The organism is Paenibacillus sp. P4_A9 (assembly GCF_056402415.1).
The window spans coordinates 361,983-378,046 of record NZ_JBFUHL010000001.1 but is presented as its reverse complement, the minus strand read 5'-3'; the positions used below and the strand labels follow the sequence as shown (position 1 = coordinate 378,046).

Annotated in this window: 17 protein-coding genes and 2 other annotated features; of the genes, 15 read left to right on the top strand and 2 right to left on the bottom strand. The window is 48.5% G+C overall.

All coding sequences use genetic code 11. The annotated features are described in order from the left end of the window. Positions 1-56: 56 nt before the first annotated feature. On the top strand, positions 57-1,001 hold the full coding sequence (locus AC1DVJ_RS01755) for an ATP-dependent DNA ligase (RefSeq protein ID WP_477587861.1): 945 nt from the start codon (positions 57-59) through the stop codon (positions 999-1,001). Positions 1,002-1,055: 54 nt separating this feature from the next. Here AC1DVJ_RS01755 and ku read toward each other — a convergent pair whose 3' ends face one another. Then, positions 1,056-1,937: a non-homologous end joining protein Ku gene (gene ku, locus AC1DVJ_RS01750; protein ID WP_477587860.1), complete on the bottom strand. Its 882-nt coding sequence runs from the start codon at positions 1,935-1,937 to the stop codon at positions 1,056-1,058. 157 nt (positions 1,938-2,094) lie between these two features. Between ku and AC1DVJ_RS01745 the strand changes: the two genes are divergently transcribed. From AC1DVJ_RS01745 to AC1DVJ_RS01715, 7 genes are all read left to right on the top strand, one after another. Further along, positions 2,095-2,280, top strand: a complete 186-nt coding sequence (locus AC1DVJ_RS01745) for a hypothetical protein (protein ID WP_477587858.1) — start codon at positions 2,095-2,097, stop codon at positions 2,278-2,280. Next, positions 2,277-2,459 carry an H-type small acid-soluble spore protein gene (locus AC1DVJ_RS01740; protein ID WP_477587856.1) on the top strand — a complete coding sequence of 61 codons (183 nt, stop codon included), beginning with the start codon at positions 2,277-2,279 and terminating at the stop codon, positions 2,457-2,459. The genes AC1DVJ_RS01745 and AC1DVJ_RS01740 overlap by 4 nt, the downstream gene beginning before the upstream one ends. A gap of 155 nt (positions 2,460-2,614) precedes the next feature. Continuing rightward, positions 2,615-3,121, top strand: a complete 507-nt coding sequence (tsaE, locus tag AC1DVJ_RS01735; RefSeq protein ID WP_477587855.1) for a tRNA (adenosine(37)-N6)-threonylcarbamoyltransferase complex ATPase subunit type 1 TsaE — start codon at positions 2,615-2,617, stop codon at positions 3,119-3,121. After that, positions 3,102-3,911: a tRNA (adenosine(37)-N6)-threonylcarbamoyltransferase complex dimerization subunit type 1 TsaB gene (tsaB, locus tag AC1DVJ_RS01730; RefSeq protein ID WP_477587854.1), complete on the top strand. Its 810-nt coding sequence runs from the start codon at positions 3,102-3,104 to the stop codon at positions 3,909-3,911. The genes tsaE and tsaB overlap by 20 nt, the downstream gene beginning before the upstream one ends. Before the next feature lie 2 nt (positions 3,912-3,913). Next, positions 3,914-4,417 (top strand): ribosomal protein S18-alanine N-acetyltransferase, encoded by a 504-nt coding sequence (gene rimI / locus AC1DVJ_RS01725; protein ID WP_477587853.1) that lies wholly within the window; start codon positions 3,914-3,916, stop codon positions 4,415-4,417. A gap of 64 nt (positions 4,418-4,481) precedes the next feature. Then, positions 4,482-5,528, top strand: a complete 1,047-nt coding sequence (gene tsaD / locus AC1DVJ_RS01720) for a tRNA (adenosine(37)-N6)-threonylcarbamoyltransferase complex transferase subunit TsaD (RefSeq protein WP_477588057.1) — start codon at positions 4,482-4,484, stop codon at positions 5,526-5,528. A gap of 385 nt (positions 5,529-5,913) precedes the next feature. Next, positions 5,914-6,166, top strand: a binding site (T-box leader). A gap of 96 nt (positions 6,167-6,262) precedes the next feature. Continuing rightward, positions 6,263-6,526: a binding site (T-box leader), on the top strand. A 379-nt stretch (positions 6,527-6,905) separates the two neighbouring features. Beyond that, complete coding sequence (locus tag AC1DVJ_RS01715; protein ID WP_477587852.1) at positions 6,906-8,483, top strand: 2-isopropylmalate synthase; 1,578 nt, start codon at positions 6,906-6,908, stop codon at positions 8,481-8,483. Between the two features lie 522 nt (positions 8,484-9,005). On the opposite strand, the gene AC1DVJ_RS01710 is transcribed toward AC1DVJ_RS01715, so the two are convergent. After that, the gene (locus AC1DVJ_RS01710; RefSeq protein ID WP_477587850.1) at positions 9,006-10,976 is read right to left on the bottom strand and encodes an ABC-F family ATP-binding cassette domain-containing protein; all 1,971 of its coding nucleotides are present in this window, start codon (positions 10,974-10,976) and stop codon (positions 9,006-9,008) included. Between the two features lie 282 nt (positions 10,977-11,258). Between AC1DVJ_RS01710 and AC1DVJ_RS01705 the strand changes: the two genes are divergently transcribed. The 7 genes from AC1DVJ_RS01705 (at position 11,259) to groES (ending at position 16,031) form a co-directional block, all read left to right on the top strand. Continuing rightward, on the top strand, positions 11,259-11,891 hold the full coding sequence (locus tag AC1DVJ_RS01705) for a 5-formyltetrahydrofolate cyclo-ligase (protein WP_477587848.1): 633 nt from the start codon (positions 11,259-11,261) through the stop codon (positions 11,889-11,891). 16 nt (positions 11,892-11,907) lie between these two features. Beyond that, positions 11,908-12,402, top strand: coding sequence for a cyclic pyranopterin monophosphate synthase MoaC (moaC, locus tag AC1DVJ_RS01700; RefSeq protein WP_477587847.1), 495 nt, complete (start codon positions 11,908-11,910; stop codon positions 12,400-12,402). Between the two features lie 80 nt (positions 12,403-12,482). Next, positions 12,483-12,974 carry a MogA/MoaB family molybdenum cofactor biosynthesis protein gene (locus AC1DVJ_RS01695; protein WP_477587845.1) on the top strand — a complete coding sequence of 164 codons (492 nt, stop codon included), beginning with the start codon at positions 12,483-12,485 and terminating at the stop codon, positions 12,972-12,974. Between the two features lie 42 nt (positions 12,975-13,016). After that, positions 13,017-14,030, top strand: coding sequence for a molybdopterin-binding protein (locus AC1DVJ_RS01690; protein WP_477587844.1), 1,014 nt, complete (start codon positions 13,017-13,019; stop codon positions 14,028-14,030). Positions 14,031-14,142: 112 nt separating this feature from the next. Continuing rightward, positions 14,143-14,691 (top strand): twin-arginine translocase TatA/TatE family subunit, encoded by a 549-nt coding sequence (locus AC1DVJ_RS01685; RefSeq protein WP_477587843.1) that lies wholly within the window; start codon positions 14,143-14,145, stop codon positions 14,689-14,691. Positions 14,692-14,778: 87 nt separating this feature from the next. Further along, entirely contained in the window at positions 14,779-15,519 is a 741-nt protein-coding gene (gene tatC / locus AC1DVJ_RS01680) for a twin-arginine translocase subunit TatC (protein ID WP_477588056.1), read from the top strand. 230 nt (positions 15,520-15,749) lie between these two features. After that, entirely contained in the window at positions 15,750-16,031 is a 282-nt protein-coding gene (groES, locus tag AC1DVJ_RS01675; RefSeq protein ID WP_310499739.1) for a co-chaperone GroES, read from the top strand. Positions 16,032-16,064 lie beyond the last annotated feature (33 nt).

Genomic DNA, 16,064 nt, shown 5'->3' with positions numbered 1-16,064 from the left:
GAAACATCCAAACAAACGAGAGAAACAAACGTACGAATGAGGGAGAGTCAGAGTGAATGGAGCTTAAGCCGGTATTTCCTTTTGAGCCGATCTCAACGGAAACAATTCCAACCGCTGCCGATTGGATTGCACAAATTAAATGGGATGGCGTACGCATGCTAACCTACTACGATGGTCGGGAGGTGCGACTGTGGAATCGGCGCTGTCATGAGCGGACGGAGCAGTATCCTGAGCTGTTGGATATTCAGTCCTACTGCAAGGCTTCTTCCGTTATTTTGGACGGAGAAATCATTGCATTTGATGATAAAAAGCCTACCTTTCATGAGATTATGAAGCGGGAATCGCTGCGAAAAAAACAGAGTATAGACCGAGCGGTCATTCAGACGCCCGTTACCTATATGATTTTCGATATCTTGATGTGTAATGGGAAATGGTTGCTAGATGAACCTTTGTCAGTCAGACAGAAGGTTCTTCAGGACGTGATTACACCGCTGCCTCATTTTCAATTGACACCGAATATGCCTGATGCTAATCAGCTTTATGAGGTCATGAAAGCACATGGGATGGAAGGAATTGTGTGTAAGGATCTGCAAAGCACCTATGCATTAGGCGGGAAAGACCGGCGTTGGGTGAAAAAGAAAATCTTCCATGACATCCACGCTGTCTTGGGGGGAGTTACGTACCGGGCGGGTGTTGTCAATGCCATTCTGCTAGGGCTATTCGACCGGGAGGGCCGATTTGTTTACATCGGTCACGCAGGGACAGGGAAATTATCGCGCGAGGAATGGCGACAGTTAACCAAGCTCGTCGAACCGTTGACGAGCAAGGAAAAGCCTTTTGCCAATGAGCCGGAACGGAGCAAAGATGCGATTTGGATCGAGCCGAAGCTAACGGTAAAAGTCCAATACATGGCATGGACGCCTGGCGGCGTGATGCGGCACCCGAGCATTCAGGCGTTCACGCAGGTGGAGTTGACGGAGTGTACGTTTGATCAGATTTAGGAAAAATGCCCCATCTTGTTCACCAAGATAGGGCACTCTTTTATATCATAGCTATCAAGTAACGGGCTCTTTGGCCTTTCTCGCTCGAGGTTTCGCAGCGGGCTTCTTCTCCGCCGTTTTCTCCATCGTAACCGAGGCATCCTCGCCAAGTGTCACTTTACCGTCGGATGGTTTGGTCGCGTTTAAGCTGGCTTGAAGCGCTGCCATAAGGTCGATGACGCTTGTCTTTTGCAGCGCAGGTGCGCTCTGGATTTCTTCACCTGCCACTTTATGCTCAATGGCATCAAGTAAGCGAGCGCGATACTCGTCTTTATACTTTTCTGGTTCAAAAGGAGTGGAGAGTTGATTGATCAACATCTTTGCCATCTCCATCTCACGTTCATTTACGGTAACCTTCTCGGGAAGGTTCGGTACTTGCGAAATCGGACGAATTTCATCCGGATAAAATATGGTTTCCATCGCTAGGCAATTTTCGATGACACGAATAGCGGCTAGCGAGCTTTTGGAGCGGATCGACACCTTGGCGATACCGATTTTGCCTGTTTGGCGCATGGAATCGAGCAACAGCATGTAGGCACCGGCACCCGTATCTCCGGGACCGAGGTAGTACGTCTTTTGAAAATAAACGGGGTCAATATCTGTTAAGTTTACGAAGTCCAAAATTTTAATTTCCTTGTTCGCTTCCCCTGAGATTTCCTCCAGTTCATCCTTTTCAAAAAGAATAAATCGCCCGGGCTCATACTCGTACCCTTTCGAAATTTCCTCCCACTCTACTTCCTTCTCGCAAGTCTGGCATTTTCGTACATAAGATAGCGGGGTAATACAAGTTTTGTGAATATAGCGCATTGAGATATCTTTATCCTCAGTGGCTGAAAACATTTTAACGGGAACATGAACAAGTCCGAAGCTAATTGCGCCTTTCCACACGGTATGCATCGATGTAATTCCTCCCCCAACATACGTAATTGTACTAGTATTCTCTTGATGGATTACCTTTATACGGCAGCGAATTAAGAGAATGGTTTAGGGGGAGATTGGAGAGGTTATAAATGCAAGATGATAACCCAAATAGCGACCTAAGGAGGGATTACGGATGGCATCAGAATCGAATTTTTCGCAAGATACGAGCAATGAAGATAGGGATGATTGTTTCATGGACATTGATCGTATGATTAATGAGGGGCTTGGAGGCGGAAACGTCACCATGCAAAATGGGTTAATTGAACACTCAACCACGGATACGATGGATGCACCGGAATCCGTACTGGATGAACCATGAATGTTCACCGTGCTCAAGAAATTTTAGCTGCAGATGAGAAAATTGACGTTGATCTGAATGGGATGGCTGTCTGGATTGACAGTGTAGACTCCGATAAAGGTCTCGTTAAAGTGCATGCGGAAGGAAATCCCGCAGATGCTCGGGTCGTACCAGCTAAGGAACTTGAAGAGGTACACTAAAGGTCCGCATGGGAAAAAGGCCTTCTCCGATTCGAAATCGGGGAGGGCTTTTTGTGCGGAGAAAGAATCAATTGGACAATTAATACAGTGACAGGTTGCTGTCACCTGCTGGCGAGGACTATAATAGAAGCAGCACGCGCACGCGGAAGAAAGGGATGAGATCATTGACTCAATCCACATTTAAGTTTCATTCTCAGCATGAAGCAGATACGGATAAACTGGGAAACCTATTAGCAACGTATCTACAGCCAGGCACAGTCCTAACATTAGACGGTGATTTGGGTGCGGGAAAAACGAGATTCTCCCAAGGTTTCGCCAGAGCGATGGGGATTTCGGAGCACGTAAACTCACCTACATTTACCATTATCAAAGAATACGAGGGAGTTGGACTCCCTTTCTACCATATGGATATGTACCGTATTTCGCAAGAAGAAGCAGATGAGTTGGGATTAGAGGATTACTTCTATGGGGCAGGCGTTACGCTGATCGAATGGTCGAGCTTAATTGAAGATCTGCTGCCGCCTGACAGACTCAGTATTACGATCACCCAAGAGGTTGATCAGACCCGCGTATTTCACTTGACTCCACACGGTTCACCGTATGAGAGCTGGTGCGTACAGATGAAGGAGAACGGACATTTACATGACGGAACGGATAACTAACACGGGGCGATGCTTAGCAATCGATACCTCAACATCGGCAATGACAGTTGCTATTGTGGAAAATGGAAAATTACTCGGAGAGGTTAGCTCTCATGCGGAACGTAATCATTCTCTGGGATTGCTTCCCCACATTCAAGATTTACTCTCTCAGTTAGGAATGAAGCCGAGAGATCTACGCTCGGTTGCTGCCGGCCAAGGGCCAGGCTCGTATACAGGCGTGCGAATTGCTGTTTCTGTAGCCAAAACATTTGCATGGTCGCTTGGACTAGACCTGATCGGCGTGTCCAGTTTAGAGGCTATGGCAATTGGTGGTTCTGTACAGAACGACTATATGGGCAGCGGGTTGACGTGGGTCGTACCTCTTATGGATGGAAGGCGTAAACAAGCTTTTACAGCTGTGTATGCCTTTGAGGGGAAAACTGCGGTAACGGCTGAACGAGAACCAGATGCTAGTTGGCGTGAGGTGTTGCCTGATGGTATTCGGGTTATCGGTGCATGGACGGAGCAAATCCTGACGCTAGCTAGCAGCGCTAGGCCTGATCACATTCTGTTCGTCGGTGAAACCGCAGGCTTTGCGGCCGAGCTAGAGCAGTTTATAAATGATTTTACTGGCAGCGTAAGTGTCGTTCCCTATGGTATTGAAGCGGAGTATATAGGATTGCTCGCCAGTCCGAGATTAGCGAGAGGCGAGAAGGCAGACGTTCATTCATTTGTCCCGAATTACACGAGGCTTCCAGAAGCGGAAGCCAATCTGCTGGCTGGCCTGCAGACGAAGAAAGGGGAGCATTAATCATGGAACAGAGACAGCCGCATGCCATAGAAAATTCATTGGTATTCCGCTCAATGACCATGGAAGACATTCCTTTTATTTGTGAGATCGAGCAGGAAGCGTTCACGACTCCTTGGACAAGAGGGGCTTTTGAGAATGAGCTGACGAACAACCAGTTTGCGCATTATATGATTATGGATATCGATGGGGAAGTTGCTGGATATGGCGGCATGTGGCTCATCATGGAAGAAGCGCATGTTACGAATATTGCTGTCAAACATACGTATCGTGGTCGCAAGCTCGGAGAGAGGTTGCTGCGTGAGTTGATGAAAACCTCAGCTTTCCTCGGTGCCATTCGGATCACGCTTGAAGTACGTGCCTCGAATTATGTGGCTCAAAATTTGTACGAAAAGCTTGGCTTCCGCTCTGTTGGTGTGCGTAGAGGCTATTATACAGATAATCGCGAGGATGCCGTCGTTATGTGGGCAGACTTGCCCAATCGTAGAAAGGATAGTCTCAGTGACTGAGGCTTTCAAATAGGTGAAGAATGTGAGTAATGAACAACAGACACAACAGGATAGACAAGAAGAAGTGGTGGTAAACGGTCAAAAGAAAACTGCGACAACGAAGCCAGTCTATATTCTCGCCATTGAAACGAGCTGCGATGAGACTTCCGTGGCGATTGTTGAAGATGGGAAAATTATTCGTTCTAACGTCATTTCGAGTCAAATCGAAACGCACCAACGCTATGGCGGCGTTGTGCCGGAAGTGGCTTCCCGGAAGCATGTGGAGTCGATCACATGGATGCTGGAGGAAGCCGTCACAGAAGCGGGCGTATCGCTCCATGAGCTTTCCGCCATTGCCGTAACCGAAGGCCCCGGACTGATCGGGGCCCTGTTAGTCGGCGTCGTCGCGGGCAAAGCACTCGCTTGCGCCCTAGACCTCCCGCTGATTGGTGTGCACCATATCGCGGGACATATTTACGCCAACCAGCTCGTGCACGAGCTGGTGTATCCTTCGATTTCGCTCGTCGTGTCCGGGGGACACACCGAGCTCATTCTGCTCGAAGGCCCCGGCCAGTTCCGTATCATCGGGCGCACGCGCGATGATGCAGCCGGCGAGGCTTACGATAAAATTGCCCGGGCAATGGGATTGCCTTACCCGGGCGGACCGCACGTGGATCGGCTTGCACAGGAAGCCGATTCCGAAATCAAAATGCCTCGCTCCTGGCTCGAGGCAGACTCCTACGACTTCAGCTTTAGCGGATTGAAATCCGCGGTGTTGAACGTCGTCAACCAAAGCAAGATGCGCGGCGAAACCGTTCAGGTTGCGCAAATTGCGAAGGGCTTCCAAGCATCCGTCATCGATGTGCTTGTGGAGAAAGCGAGCCGCGCGGTGAAGGAATACGGCGCGAAGCAGCTCCTGCTCGCGGGCGGTGTCGCCGCGAATAAAGGGCTTCGTAGCAGGCTCGCCGAGCGCTGCGAGCAGCTTAATGTGCCGCTGCTGGTGCCGCCGCACCGGCTCTGCACGGATAATGCGGCGATGATTGGCGCCGCCGCTTTTCTCAAGTGGGACAAGCAGGAGTTCGACTCCTTGGCGTTGAAAGCCGAGCCACAGCTCAAGCTGGAAGAGTGGTAAATTTGTCTCTACTCTCCCCCTTGTGGTAACTTCAATGAATTAGGACCTCTTGAAGTGATTAGTTAGAAAATATCGAACTAAATTGAAGTCAGTCGACTCCGGTGATGGATTAATTCGATTTCACCGAACTATTTAGCCGATTTTCGGGGTAACAGCTGATTTAGGGCATTTTAGGTGGGCGAAATCGAACTAATGATGTTAATCTCTTCTGACAGTCATAAATAAGCAGGGAAAGTCGAACTAAATCAGCTTCTGATCAAATACCGCACTATAAATTTTGCTACGCCTGAAGCGTTCAACTATTAACGGTAATCGAATAAAATAAATATTCAGATTACGGTATTGACTTTGCAAATTGTGCATACTATAATCACAATCAATACTTTCAAACGCAACGAACGGGAATAGTAAGGCATGATCAGTTTCGCCTCAGAGAGCTGTGCGCTTGGTGAAAGCACAGACGAAACTTCACCTGAACTCGCCCGGGAGCGGTAAGACTGATTAGGATGCTAAGGATCCAGCACCCGAGTAGGTCTTGACGGTTGACCCCCGTGATCAGGTACATGAGTGGTTTCGAGTGTAACAGCTCGGATCAATTAGAGTGGTACCGCGGAAGGTTCAAGCCTGTCGTCTCTTTTATAGAGATGGCAGGCTTTTTTGGTTGTTCTGAAAGTTGTGGCGGTATGCGCATACTGCACAATTGCGAATGAAACATTGAAGTAACGACACATATAAATAACGCAATGAACAAGAGTAGTAAGGGCTCATTTCTCTGGTACAGAAAGCTGCGGGTTGATGCGACGCAGACCGAGAACGCCCCGAACTCGCTTGGAAGCGGTCATCCTGATTAGCTGCAGATTAGCTGTTAGGGATGAACGGATGACCTCCGTGATCGGGTGATGTAGCGAGCAAAAGCTTGCTTGCTATATCTGAGGTGGGCTCCTTGACGGAGTCAACAAGAGTGGTACCGCGCTGGGTGAAGACCCGTCGTCTCTTATGTGGAGATGACGGGTCTTTTTGTCGTCTGTGGAAAGTGCGCTGCAGCCACTAGTCACATCTGATGAAAACAAGCCGCATCCTTCCAATCCCACGCTGTAACGGTGAAAATCACGCTTACAGCTCAAGAAAAACGTCGCATTCCACCAATCACACGCTGTAACGCTGAAATTCATGCTTATAGCGCAAGAATACAAGTCAGATCTCACCAATCACACGCTGTAACGCTGAAATTCATGCTTTCAGTACAGTAAAACAAGTCGCATCCCACCAATCGCACACTGTAGTGATGAAATTCACGCTTACAGAAGACGACACCAAGCAGACGATACGCATACAACTTCACGCCCCCTACGGGCATACCTTGAGGAGGAATTAACCATGGAAAACAACACAAATACAAATCGACGCATTCGCATTTTTGATACGACTCTACGAGATGGCGAGCAGGCACCGGGAGCATCCCTCTACCCCGAAGAAAAAATCCGCATCGCGAGGCAACTTGCTCTAATGGGTATCGACACGATAGAGCCGGGCTTCCCGATCTCAAGTCCAGGCGATTTCCAAGCCGTACAGCAAATTTCACGCGAACTGCAAGGCATTGAAATTTGCGGTTTCGCCCGTGCAGTCAAAGCGGATATCGATGCTGCGGTCAAAGCTACGCAGGATGCGGCATCTCGACGTATCCACATGTTCCTGTCCTCATCGGACATTCACCTAGATTTTCAGCTGCGCAAATCGCGCCAGCAGGTTGTCGAGATGGCTCGCGCTATGGTCGGTTATGCGAAGCAATTCGTCGATCGGATCGAATTTTCGCCGATGGACGCGACGCGGACGGGTGATGAGTTTCTTTTCGAAGTGCTGGAAGCGGTCATTGCCGAAGGCGCCACCATTCTTAACATCCCCGACACAGTGGGCTATGCGCTTCCGGAAGAGTACGGTGCGATGTTCCGCAGAGTACGTCAAAGTGTGAGAGGCGGCGATACCGTGGAGTATAGCGCACACTGCCATAATGATCTGGGGCTTGCTGTGGCCAACAGCCTTGCGGCTATTGCAGCAGGAGTCACGCATGTGGAAGTAACCGTGAACGGAGTTGGCGAGCGTGCGGGGAACTGTTCACTGGAAGAGCTAGTCATGGCGATTGAGACGCGTAAGCATTCGATGGGCGTGGAAACGGGCATCGTGACGAGTGAGATTTTTAACACCTCCAAAATGGTCAGCCGCATCATGGGCTTCCCGATTGCGTACAACAAGCCAATTGTTGGCCGAAATGCCTTCCAGCACGAAGCGGGCATTCATCAGGATGGACTGCTGAAAAACCGCAACACATATGAGATTATGGATCCAGAAAAGCTAGGCATTCCGCGCTCTATGATTATCCTTGGCAAGCACTCAGGCCGCCACGCACTGAAGCATCGTGTTGGACAGTTTGGTATCGAGCTTACAGGAGAAGAACTAGAAACACTTTATACACGTTTTAAAGAAAAAGCCGACGAGCAGAAAATGGTCACAGACGACCAGCTGATGGAGCTTGTAGGCAGCACCGTTGATGGGCAAATGGAGCCTTTCACGCTAGCGCATATGCAAGTCATTTCGAGCAGTGATCGCAATCGTGTCGCTTCCGTCTCGGTAAGAAATAATCAGACAGGCACAGAGAGCATCTACTCCGGTACAGGGGAAGGCCCGATCGAAGCCATCGTTCACTGTCTGCAGCAAGCCATCCCGATGGATGTGGTGTTCTCTGATCTTGAACTGCACTCGTTGTCCACAGGAGAGAAAGCAACGGGGGAGGCTGAGGTAACGATCTCAGTAAACGGTCAAACGTACAAAAACACTGGCATCGACCAAGATATCCTTGTCGCGGTAGCCAAAGCATTCATTTCAGCCTGTAACCAAGCCGTTCGGATGCAAAATAGTGTCACGTCCGGAGAACCTTCGAAGGTGATAACAGCTTCGTAGACAACAATTTTCGCCCCGCGCACCTAAATTGTAAGAAAACTTAGATATATACACAGCTTGTGAGCAAAGTTATACACATACCCTGTGTACAATGTGTATAACTCAAAGAAAACCCGAGATATCAACCTTTTTGGGTGGGGGTTAAAAGGGATAACTTTTTCACAAAAAAATGTGGGTAATGTGGATAACCTTGTGGAAAAATGAATAAAAGGCTGATGGGTGGCGGAAATCGTCGCCCTTTTTCTGTGGATAACATTGTGTGCAACTAAAATGGGCGAAAATGAGATCAAGTGAAATTATCGGAACAATTCGTCATTATTTTTCTGTGTATAAGAAGGCATTGGCAAGCCGAAAGCTATGCGCTCAAAGGGCGCGGGCAATGAAATTCTGATATGAAATCCGCCGTGTCTGTGGGTAACTTTGAACATTTTGTGAACTTGTCCACAGGACAACCGCCAGATAAATGGTCGAACAACAAAAAAGTCCACGTCTTCCGACGTGAACTCCTGCTCCAACCATATTTTAAGCCAATAAAGCTTCCCATTCCTCATAACAAGACGCAAGTGAACTCTTACGCTTATCAACCTCAGCCGTTTTCTCCTGAACAAGCACATAGTCATTATACACAGCCGGATCAGCAAGCTCAGCCTCAAGAGCCGTAACTTCCTCTTCAAGACGAGCGATATCGAGCTCTAGCTGCTCCAACTTCCGTTGACGACTGCGTTCCTCGCGTTTAGCCAGCTTGTCCGCTTCGTAACTTCCACCGCTGGCAGGATCAGCTTTCACAGCAGTGGAATTAACGGATGACCCCGAGGCTGCCCCCCCAGAAGACTTCTTTTCCGCCTCTTTGGCCAAACGCTTCGCTTCCATTTCAGCAAGCTCTGCTTTTTTCTCCACATAGTCGTCATAGTTACCTAGATAGCTGGTTAAGCCATCCTTTTGCAGATCTAGCATGCTCTCAGCCATTTTATTGAGGAAATAACGATCATGAGAGATGAAGAGCAGCGTACCCTCGTAGTCCATCAAAGCTGACTCGAGCACTTCTTTACTATATAAATCGAGATGATTGGTAGGCTCATCGAGAATCAATACGTTGGCCTTCTGAAGCATGAGCTTCGCTAGGGATACACGAGCTTTTTCTCCGCCGCTCAAAGCAGCAATCTTCTTAAACACGTCCTCACCGCTAAAAAGAAAGCTGCCAAGCACGGTGCGAATACGCGCTTCTTCTAGATGAGGATATGTGTTCCACACTTCTTCCAACACGTTGTTGGACGGATTTAAACCTTTCTGCTCTTGATCGTAATAACCAATCGTGACGCCAGCTCCCCATTTGAACGTACCTGCATCTTGCTTATGCAGCCCGATCAAGGTTTTGAGCAGGGTAGATTTCCCTACGCCGTTAGGCCCGATAAGTGCAGCGGTTTCGGAACGACGAAGTTGGAAAGAGACACCGTCGAGAAGACGGTTCCGTCCATCATAGGAAAGCGATAAACGATCCACCTGCAAGACTTCTTTTCCCGAAGTTTGCTCAATCTCGAAGGAGAAGGAAGCACGTTTCAAATCGCCCATCGGCTTATCCAAACGGTCCATTTTCTCCAATTGCTTACGGCGGGACTGCGCTCTCTTCGTCGTCGAAGCACGCACAATGTTACGCTGCACGAAATCTTCCAACTTCGAGATTTCCTCCTGCTGCTTTTCAAACTGTTTCATTTCAATTTCATAGTTCGCTTCTTTAATTTCGATAAAACGGGAATAATTGCCCGTATACCGTTTGGAAGCATGTCTTTCAATTTCATAAATCGAAGTCACCAGCGCATCAAGGAAATAGCGGTCATGTGAGACAACGAGTATAGCGCCTGGGTAGCCGCGTAAATAACCTTCGAGCCACGTTAATGTGGCGATGTCCAAGTGGTTGGTAGGCTCATCGAGCATGAGCAGATCGGGTTCTTCCAGCAGCATTTTAGCCAGAGCCAATCTCGTTTTCTGTCCTCCGCTGAGGGTGTTCACCAAGGTTTCTGGAGCGAACTGCCCGAAGCCCATCCCGTGCAAAATGCCGCGAATTTTGGCCTCAATTTCATACCCGCCATGCTCACGAAACCATTCGGAGCGCAGCGCATACCGATTCATGGTGGACTCATATTTTTTCTCATCGGAGATGAGGTCAGGATCAGCCATCTGGGCTTCCAGCTCACGCAGCTCGCGTTCGGTTTCCAATAGTGAACTGAACACGCTGAGCAGCTCATTCCAAATGGATTTGTCGGTGTTGAGTCCGCTGTTTTGCTTTAAATAGCCGATTTTGGTTTCCTTCGCTTTGAAAAGATCGCCGGTATCATACGACATCTCACCCGCAATGATTTGAAGAAGGGTAGACTTCCCGGCACCATTGACACCGACGAGCCCGATGCGTTCCCGATTTTCAATCTGAAGCGTTATATTAGAGAGAACGGAGCGTACCCCGTAGCTTTTGGATATGTTAGAAACTTGTAATAGCATGTTGCTGCTACCTCCTGCGTTTTAGATACATATTAATGTAAGAACCTTTTTAAGGTGACCCTAGGGTGCTATTTCAATCCCATCAAATCATTAGTATACACGAAGTATGTGGGTAACGCCTGCTTAATTTAGGCATGGAGTGACTAGACATAGGTAAGAAATTGAGTGTCAAATGACCTGAAATAAAGCCGATTCGACAGGGTCTTAGGCACGAGTATAGTTTTTTAGCTTATTTATGTTAAAATGGGGGAAACCACTCCTCGCTAGGAAGGGCTGTAGCTTATGATGAACATCCGAGAGCGGAAAATAGAATTACGCAAGGAAATGGAAATACGACGTGCTTCGATTGTTGCAGAGACACGGGATGAGAAGCAGCAACTGATACACCAGAGAATGGTGAAGCTATGTTCAGATAAGTTGTTGGGTCAGGGGCAAGTACCGTCCAGTCCACAGCCGACGCTGATGAGCTATATGCCTTTTCGTTCAGAGCCAGACGTTGCGCCATTAATGGAATGGTGCTGGCAGCAGGGAATTCGTGTGTTGATACCGAAGGTAGTGGCAGATACGAAAACGATGAACTTGCATATCATAAGTCGTTATGAAGATCTCGAAAGTGGTGCCTATGGGATCAGAGAGCCGCGGAGTGATGTTCCAATTGAACATGATTTGGGTACAATTTCGATGATTGTCGTGCCAGGGTTAGCATTTGATCTGGATTTTGGCCGATTGGGTTACGGCGGCGGTTTTTATGATCGCTTTATGCAACTATTCGCTGCACGTGGTCTGAAAAGACCTTTTGCTGTTGCGGCTGCTTTTGATAAGCAATTGATTCCTGCTGTACCTTCCTCTTGGCATGATTTCCGAGTGGATGGCATCGTAACCGAAAGTAAGATGGTGTTCAAATCAGAAACCTAATATAGAGGTGATTTCCGTGCCCGATTCTTCACCATTGACGCATTTTAATGAACAGGGAAGAGCGCGAATGGTCGACATATCGGATAAAGATGAGACGAAGCGCACAGCCACTGCACGCTCTACCTTATTAATGAAGTCAGCAACGCTTGATTTAATCCTGCAGGGTAAAATGAAAAAAGGCGATGTCCTCGCCGTGGCTCAAGTGGCTGGCATCATGGCCGCCAAGAAAACGTCAGACTGGATACCGATGTGCCATCCTATTGCCTTAACTGGGGTAGATATTCAGTTTTCGAATAATGGCATCAATGAACTATACATAGAAGCAACTGTACGAACAACGGGTCCTACTGGGGTAGAAATGGAAGCACTAACAGCTGTTTCCGCCGCGGCACTGACCGTGTACGACATGTGCAAAGCTGTAGAGAAAGATATGATCATTAACTCGACCCTGCTTGTTATGAAAACAGGCGGTAAAAACGGGGATTTTCACAGGCAAGACAATAAAGCGTGATGTTACAAGTGAAATGCCGACAATCACGTAGGTTAGTGGGGTTATCTCATTCAGTGAACACAAGGGAGAGGTGACGAAGGATGCACTGGAAAGTTGCGATTTTGACAGCCAGTGACCGCGGTTACCGAGGAGAACGAGAAGACACTAGCGCTCAGGTAATCCGCGAGCTGATTGAAGAGGAAATTCAAGGTGTGATCGTCGAGTATCGGGTTGTACCGGACGAGATGGATGAAATTATGGCTTCCTTAATAGAGATGACTGATTATTATCAAGCTGATTTAATTCTAACAACGGGCGGAACAGGTCTGGCTCCGCGGGATGTAACACCAGAAGCAACGCTTAATGTGATTGATCGTGTTGCACCAGGCTTTGCTGAAGCAATGCGCATGATCTCGATGCAGAAAACGAAGAAAGCTATGCTTTCAAGAGCCGTTTCTGGTATTCGCGGACGTACGCTGATCATTAATTTGCCAGGAAGTCCGAAGGGTGTTCAAGAGAATTTGATGGCGATTATTGATCAACTTCCTCATGCGCTGGGTATTCTGACAGGCAAAGAAGGCGATCACGGGTGACGAGAGTGAGGAACGCAAGCCAGGGAAAAAGGGTGACTCGTGATGAGTAAAGACACTTCCATGCTGCGAGAAGTTAGAGTGGAAGATGCGATCGGCATGATTCTGCCGCATGATCTCACGCAGATTCTGCCAGGCGAGTTCAAAGGTCGTCTGTTCCGCAAAGGTCATCAGGTAACAGAAGCTGACATTCCTGCCCTGCTGAGCATTGGCAAGGAACATATCTATGTGATGGAGCTGCAGCCAGGCTATCTCCATGAGGATGAGGCTGCCTTGCGTATGGCGAAAGCCATAGCGGGTGAGAACCTCAAGCTGACGGAGCCGCATGAGGGCAAAGTGAACGTGAAATCGGAGATTCACGGCTTAGTGAAGATCGATAAGGCGTTCGTGGACAGCGTGAACGCCATCGATGAGGTCGTGTTGTCAACGATTCGCAGCAACACGGTCGTTCAGGCAGGCGCTTCGCTGGTCGGTACGCGGGTGATCCCGCTGATCGTCGACGAAGCGAAGGTTGTAGAGGTCGAGCGCTTAGCAGCGGCTCGACGTGAGGAGGGCTTCACCTTGTTAGAGGTGAAGCCGTTTCGGAAGCTGCGCGTCGGCGTTATCACGACGGGCAGCGAGGTCTTCAAGGGCCGAATTAAGGATAAATTCGGCCCGGTTGTGAAAGAGAAGGTCGCGCAGCTCGGCTCCGAGGTTGTAGACCAACGCTTCGTGTCGGATGACAGCGAAGCGATTGTAGGTGAGATCCACGCGCTAGCGGCGCTGGGCGTGGATCTGGTGTTGGTCACGGGCGGCATGTCCGTGGACCCGGATGATCGCACGCCAGGTGCGATCAAGGCGGCCGGCGCCCGCGTGGTCAGCTACGGCACGCCGATGCTGCCGGGCTCGATGCTGATGATCGCCTACTTGGGCGATCTGCCGATCATGGGATTGCCGGGTTGTGTGATGCACGACCCGTACACGTCCTTTGATGTGCTGCTGCCGCGCATCTGCGCAGGCGAGGAGATCGTGCGTAGTGACATCACGGAGATGGGCTACGGCGGATTTTATCAATGTTAAAGATGACGATGATCTGGATCAAGCCTGTCATAGGATGTATCCAGTCATTTTCACGTTTTGAGAGATATATCTACTTGTATTCATAACGCAACACATAATGGAGATGAAGTCCATGTTTCAAAATATAGGATTCACTGAGCTCATATTGATCGCCGTCGTTGCCCTTGTCATTTTCGGTCCGCAAAAGCTGCCAGAGATCGGCAGAATGCTTGGCAAGACACTTAGGGACTTCAAACAAGCTACGAATGAGCTGATGAATGATGAGCCGAAAGCACCTTTAACATCAAACACTCGCGTTGTACCAGACCCGATTACACCGGTTACGGTAGCCAGTGTGGTTGTACCAGATGAAGATTCGACGGCCTCACTCACGTCATCACAACAAGACTCGATGAGCGCGGAAGCCGAGGCTGAAATGACAAGCTCACCCGCAGTGAAGCCTGCTGTGGCTTTCGTAACCAACAAGTCTTCTGAGGTTGTTCAGGTTACCGGTACGCCTATTGTTGAAGCTGCAGAAGCAATCTCAGCTCCACTCGCACAATCAGCCTCACAAGCAGCAAGCGATGAGTTGTCCGCCGCTCCTGCACAGGCCTCGGCCCCTACCCCGGCGCCATCCCAGCAGTCAGGCAGCGCAAGCAATTCCCGCAGGTTACCGGATTAGTGTAGTTGATTTTAGATTAGCAAGTGGTTCAGCCGTCCAGGTTTATCCACTAGATTAGGTAGGTGAAATAAGTTGGAAAATGAAGAAATGTCACTCATAGATCACCTTGGTGAGCTGCGTAAGCGAATAATGTGGATATTAGTTGTTCTGGTCATTGGCATGGTGGGTGGACTCGTTGCTGCGAAACCGGTCATTCGTTATCTGAAAAGTATCCCCCCAGCAGATGGCATAGGGTGGAACGTATTCTCGCCTTGGGATGCCCTGCGGTTGTATATGAATTTTGGTTTAGCTGTTGGTCTTCTCATCACATTGCCCGTTATTCTGTATCATATCTGGGCTTTCGTTAAACCAGGCCTGCGGGAAACGGAACAGAAGGCTTCGATTATTTATATTCCATATGCATTTTTACTGTTTTTACTCGGACTTTCCTTCGGGTACTGGGTTGTTTTTCCGATGGCGTTTTACTTTACTTCATCCATTAGTAAGAGCCTTGAGATTACGGAGATGTATGGTGCTGCGCAGTATTTTACCTTTATGTTTAACATTATTCTTCCGCTGGCCATTGTTTTTGAGATGCCGATCGTGGTGATGTTTCTCACGAAGATTAAGCTGCTAAACCCGAAGCGTCTGCACAAGTTTAGAAGGTATGCTTACATGATAATGGTGATTCTGGCGACCGTTATTACCCCGCCGGATGCGATTTCTGCCATTTTAGTTTCAGTTCCGCTTATTATTTTGTATGAATTCAGTGTCTTTATGTCTGGTTTCATTTATCGTAAACAGCTTGCGAACGATGCCGCTTGGGAACGGGAGTTTGGTCCTAAATAAGAAGACAGTCTGCCTTTGAGGCAGGCTATTTTTTTCATTTTTGAAGGGAATATTTGGTTATCATTTGGGTAGAATGAGGGGGGTGTCCGAAAGAATGAAAAATGTGTAAAAGGACTTGCAAATTCCTCCCAGAATGAGTATCATAAGAGGTGTTGTTAGCACTAAACACATTCGAGTGCTAATAAATGAAATTTAACTAAGACCAATTTTCTAAAGGAGGCTATTTTTCCATGATCAGACCGTTAGGTGATCGAGTTATCATTGAAGCCGTTGCGAAAGAGGAGACTACAGCAAGTGGCATCGTGCTGCCAGATACAGCTAAAGAAAAACCACAAGAAGGTAAAGTTGTAGCCGTTGGCGCAGGCGCGTTGAAAGATGGTGTACGTGTTGCGCTTGAAGTAAGCGAAGGCGACCGCATCATTTTCTCCAAATACGCTGGAACTGAAGTGAAATACGAAGGCCGCGAACTGTTGATCTTGCGCGAAAGCGACATTCTCGCTGTATTAGCCTAAGTTAGAGCAGCATATAGATCGGCTAGACGTACT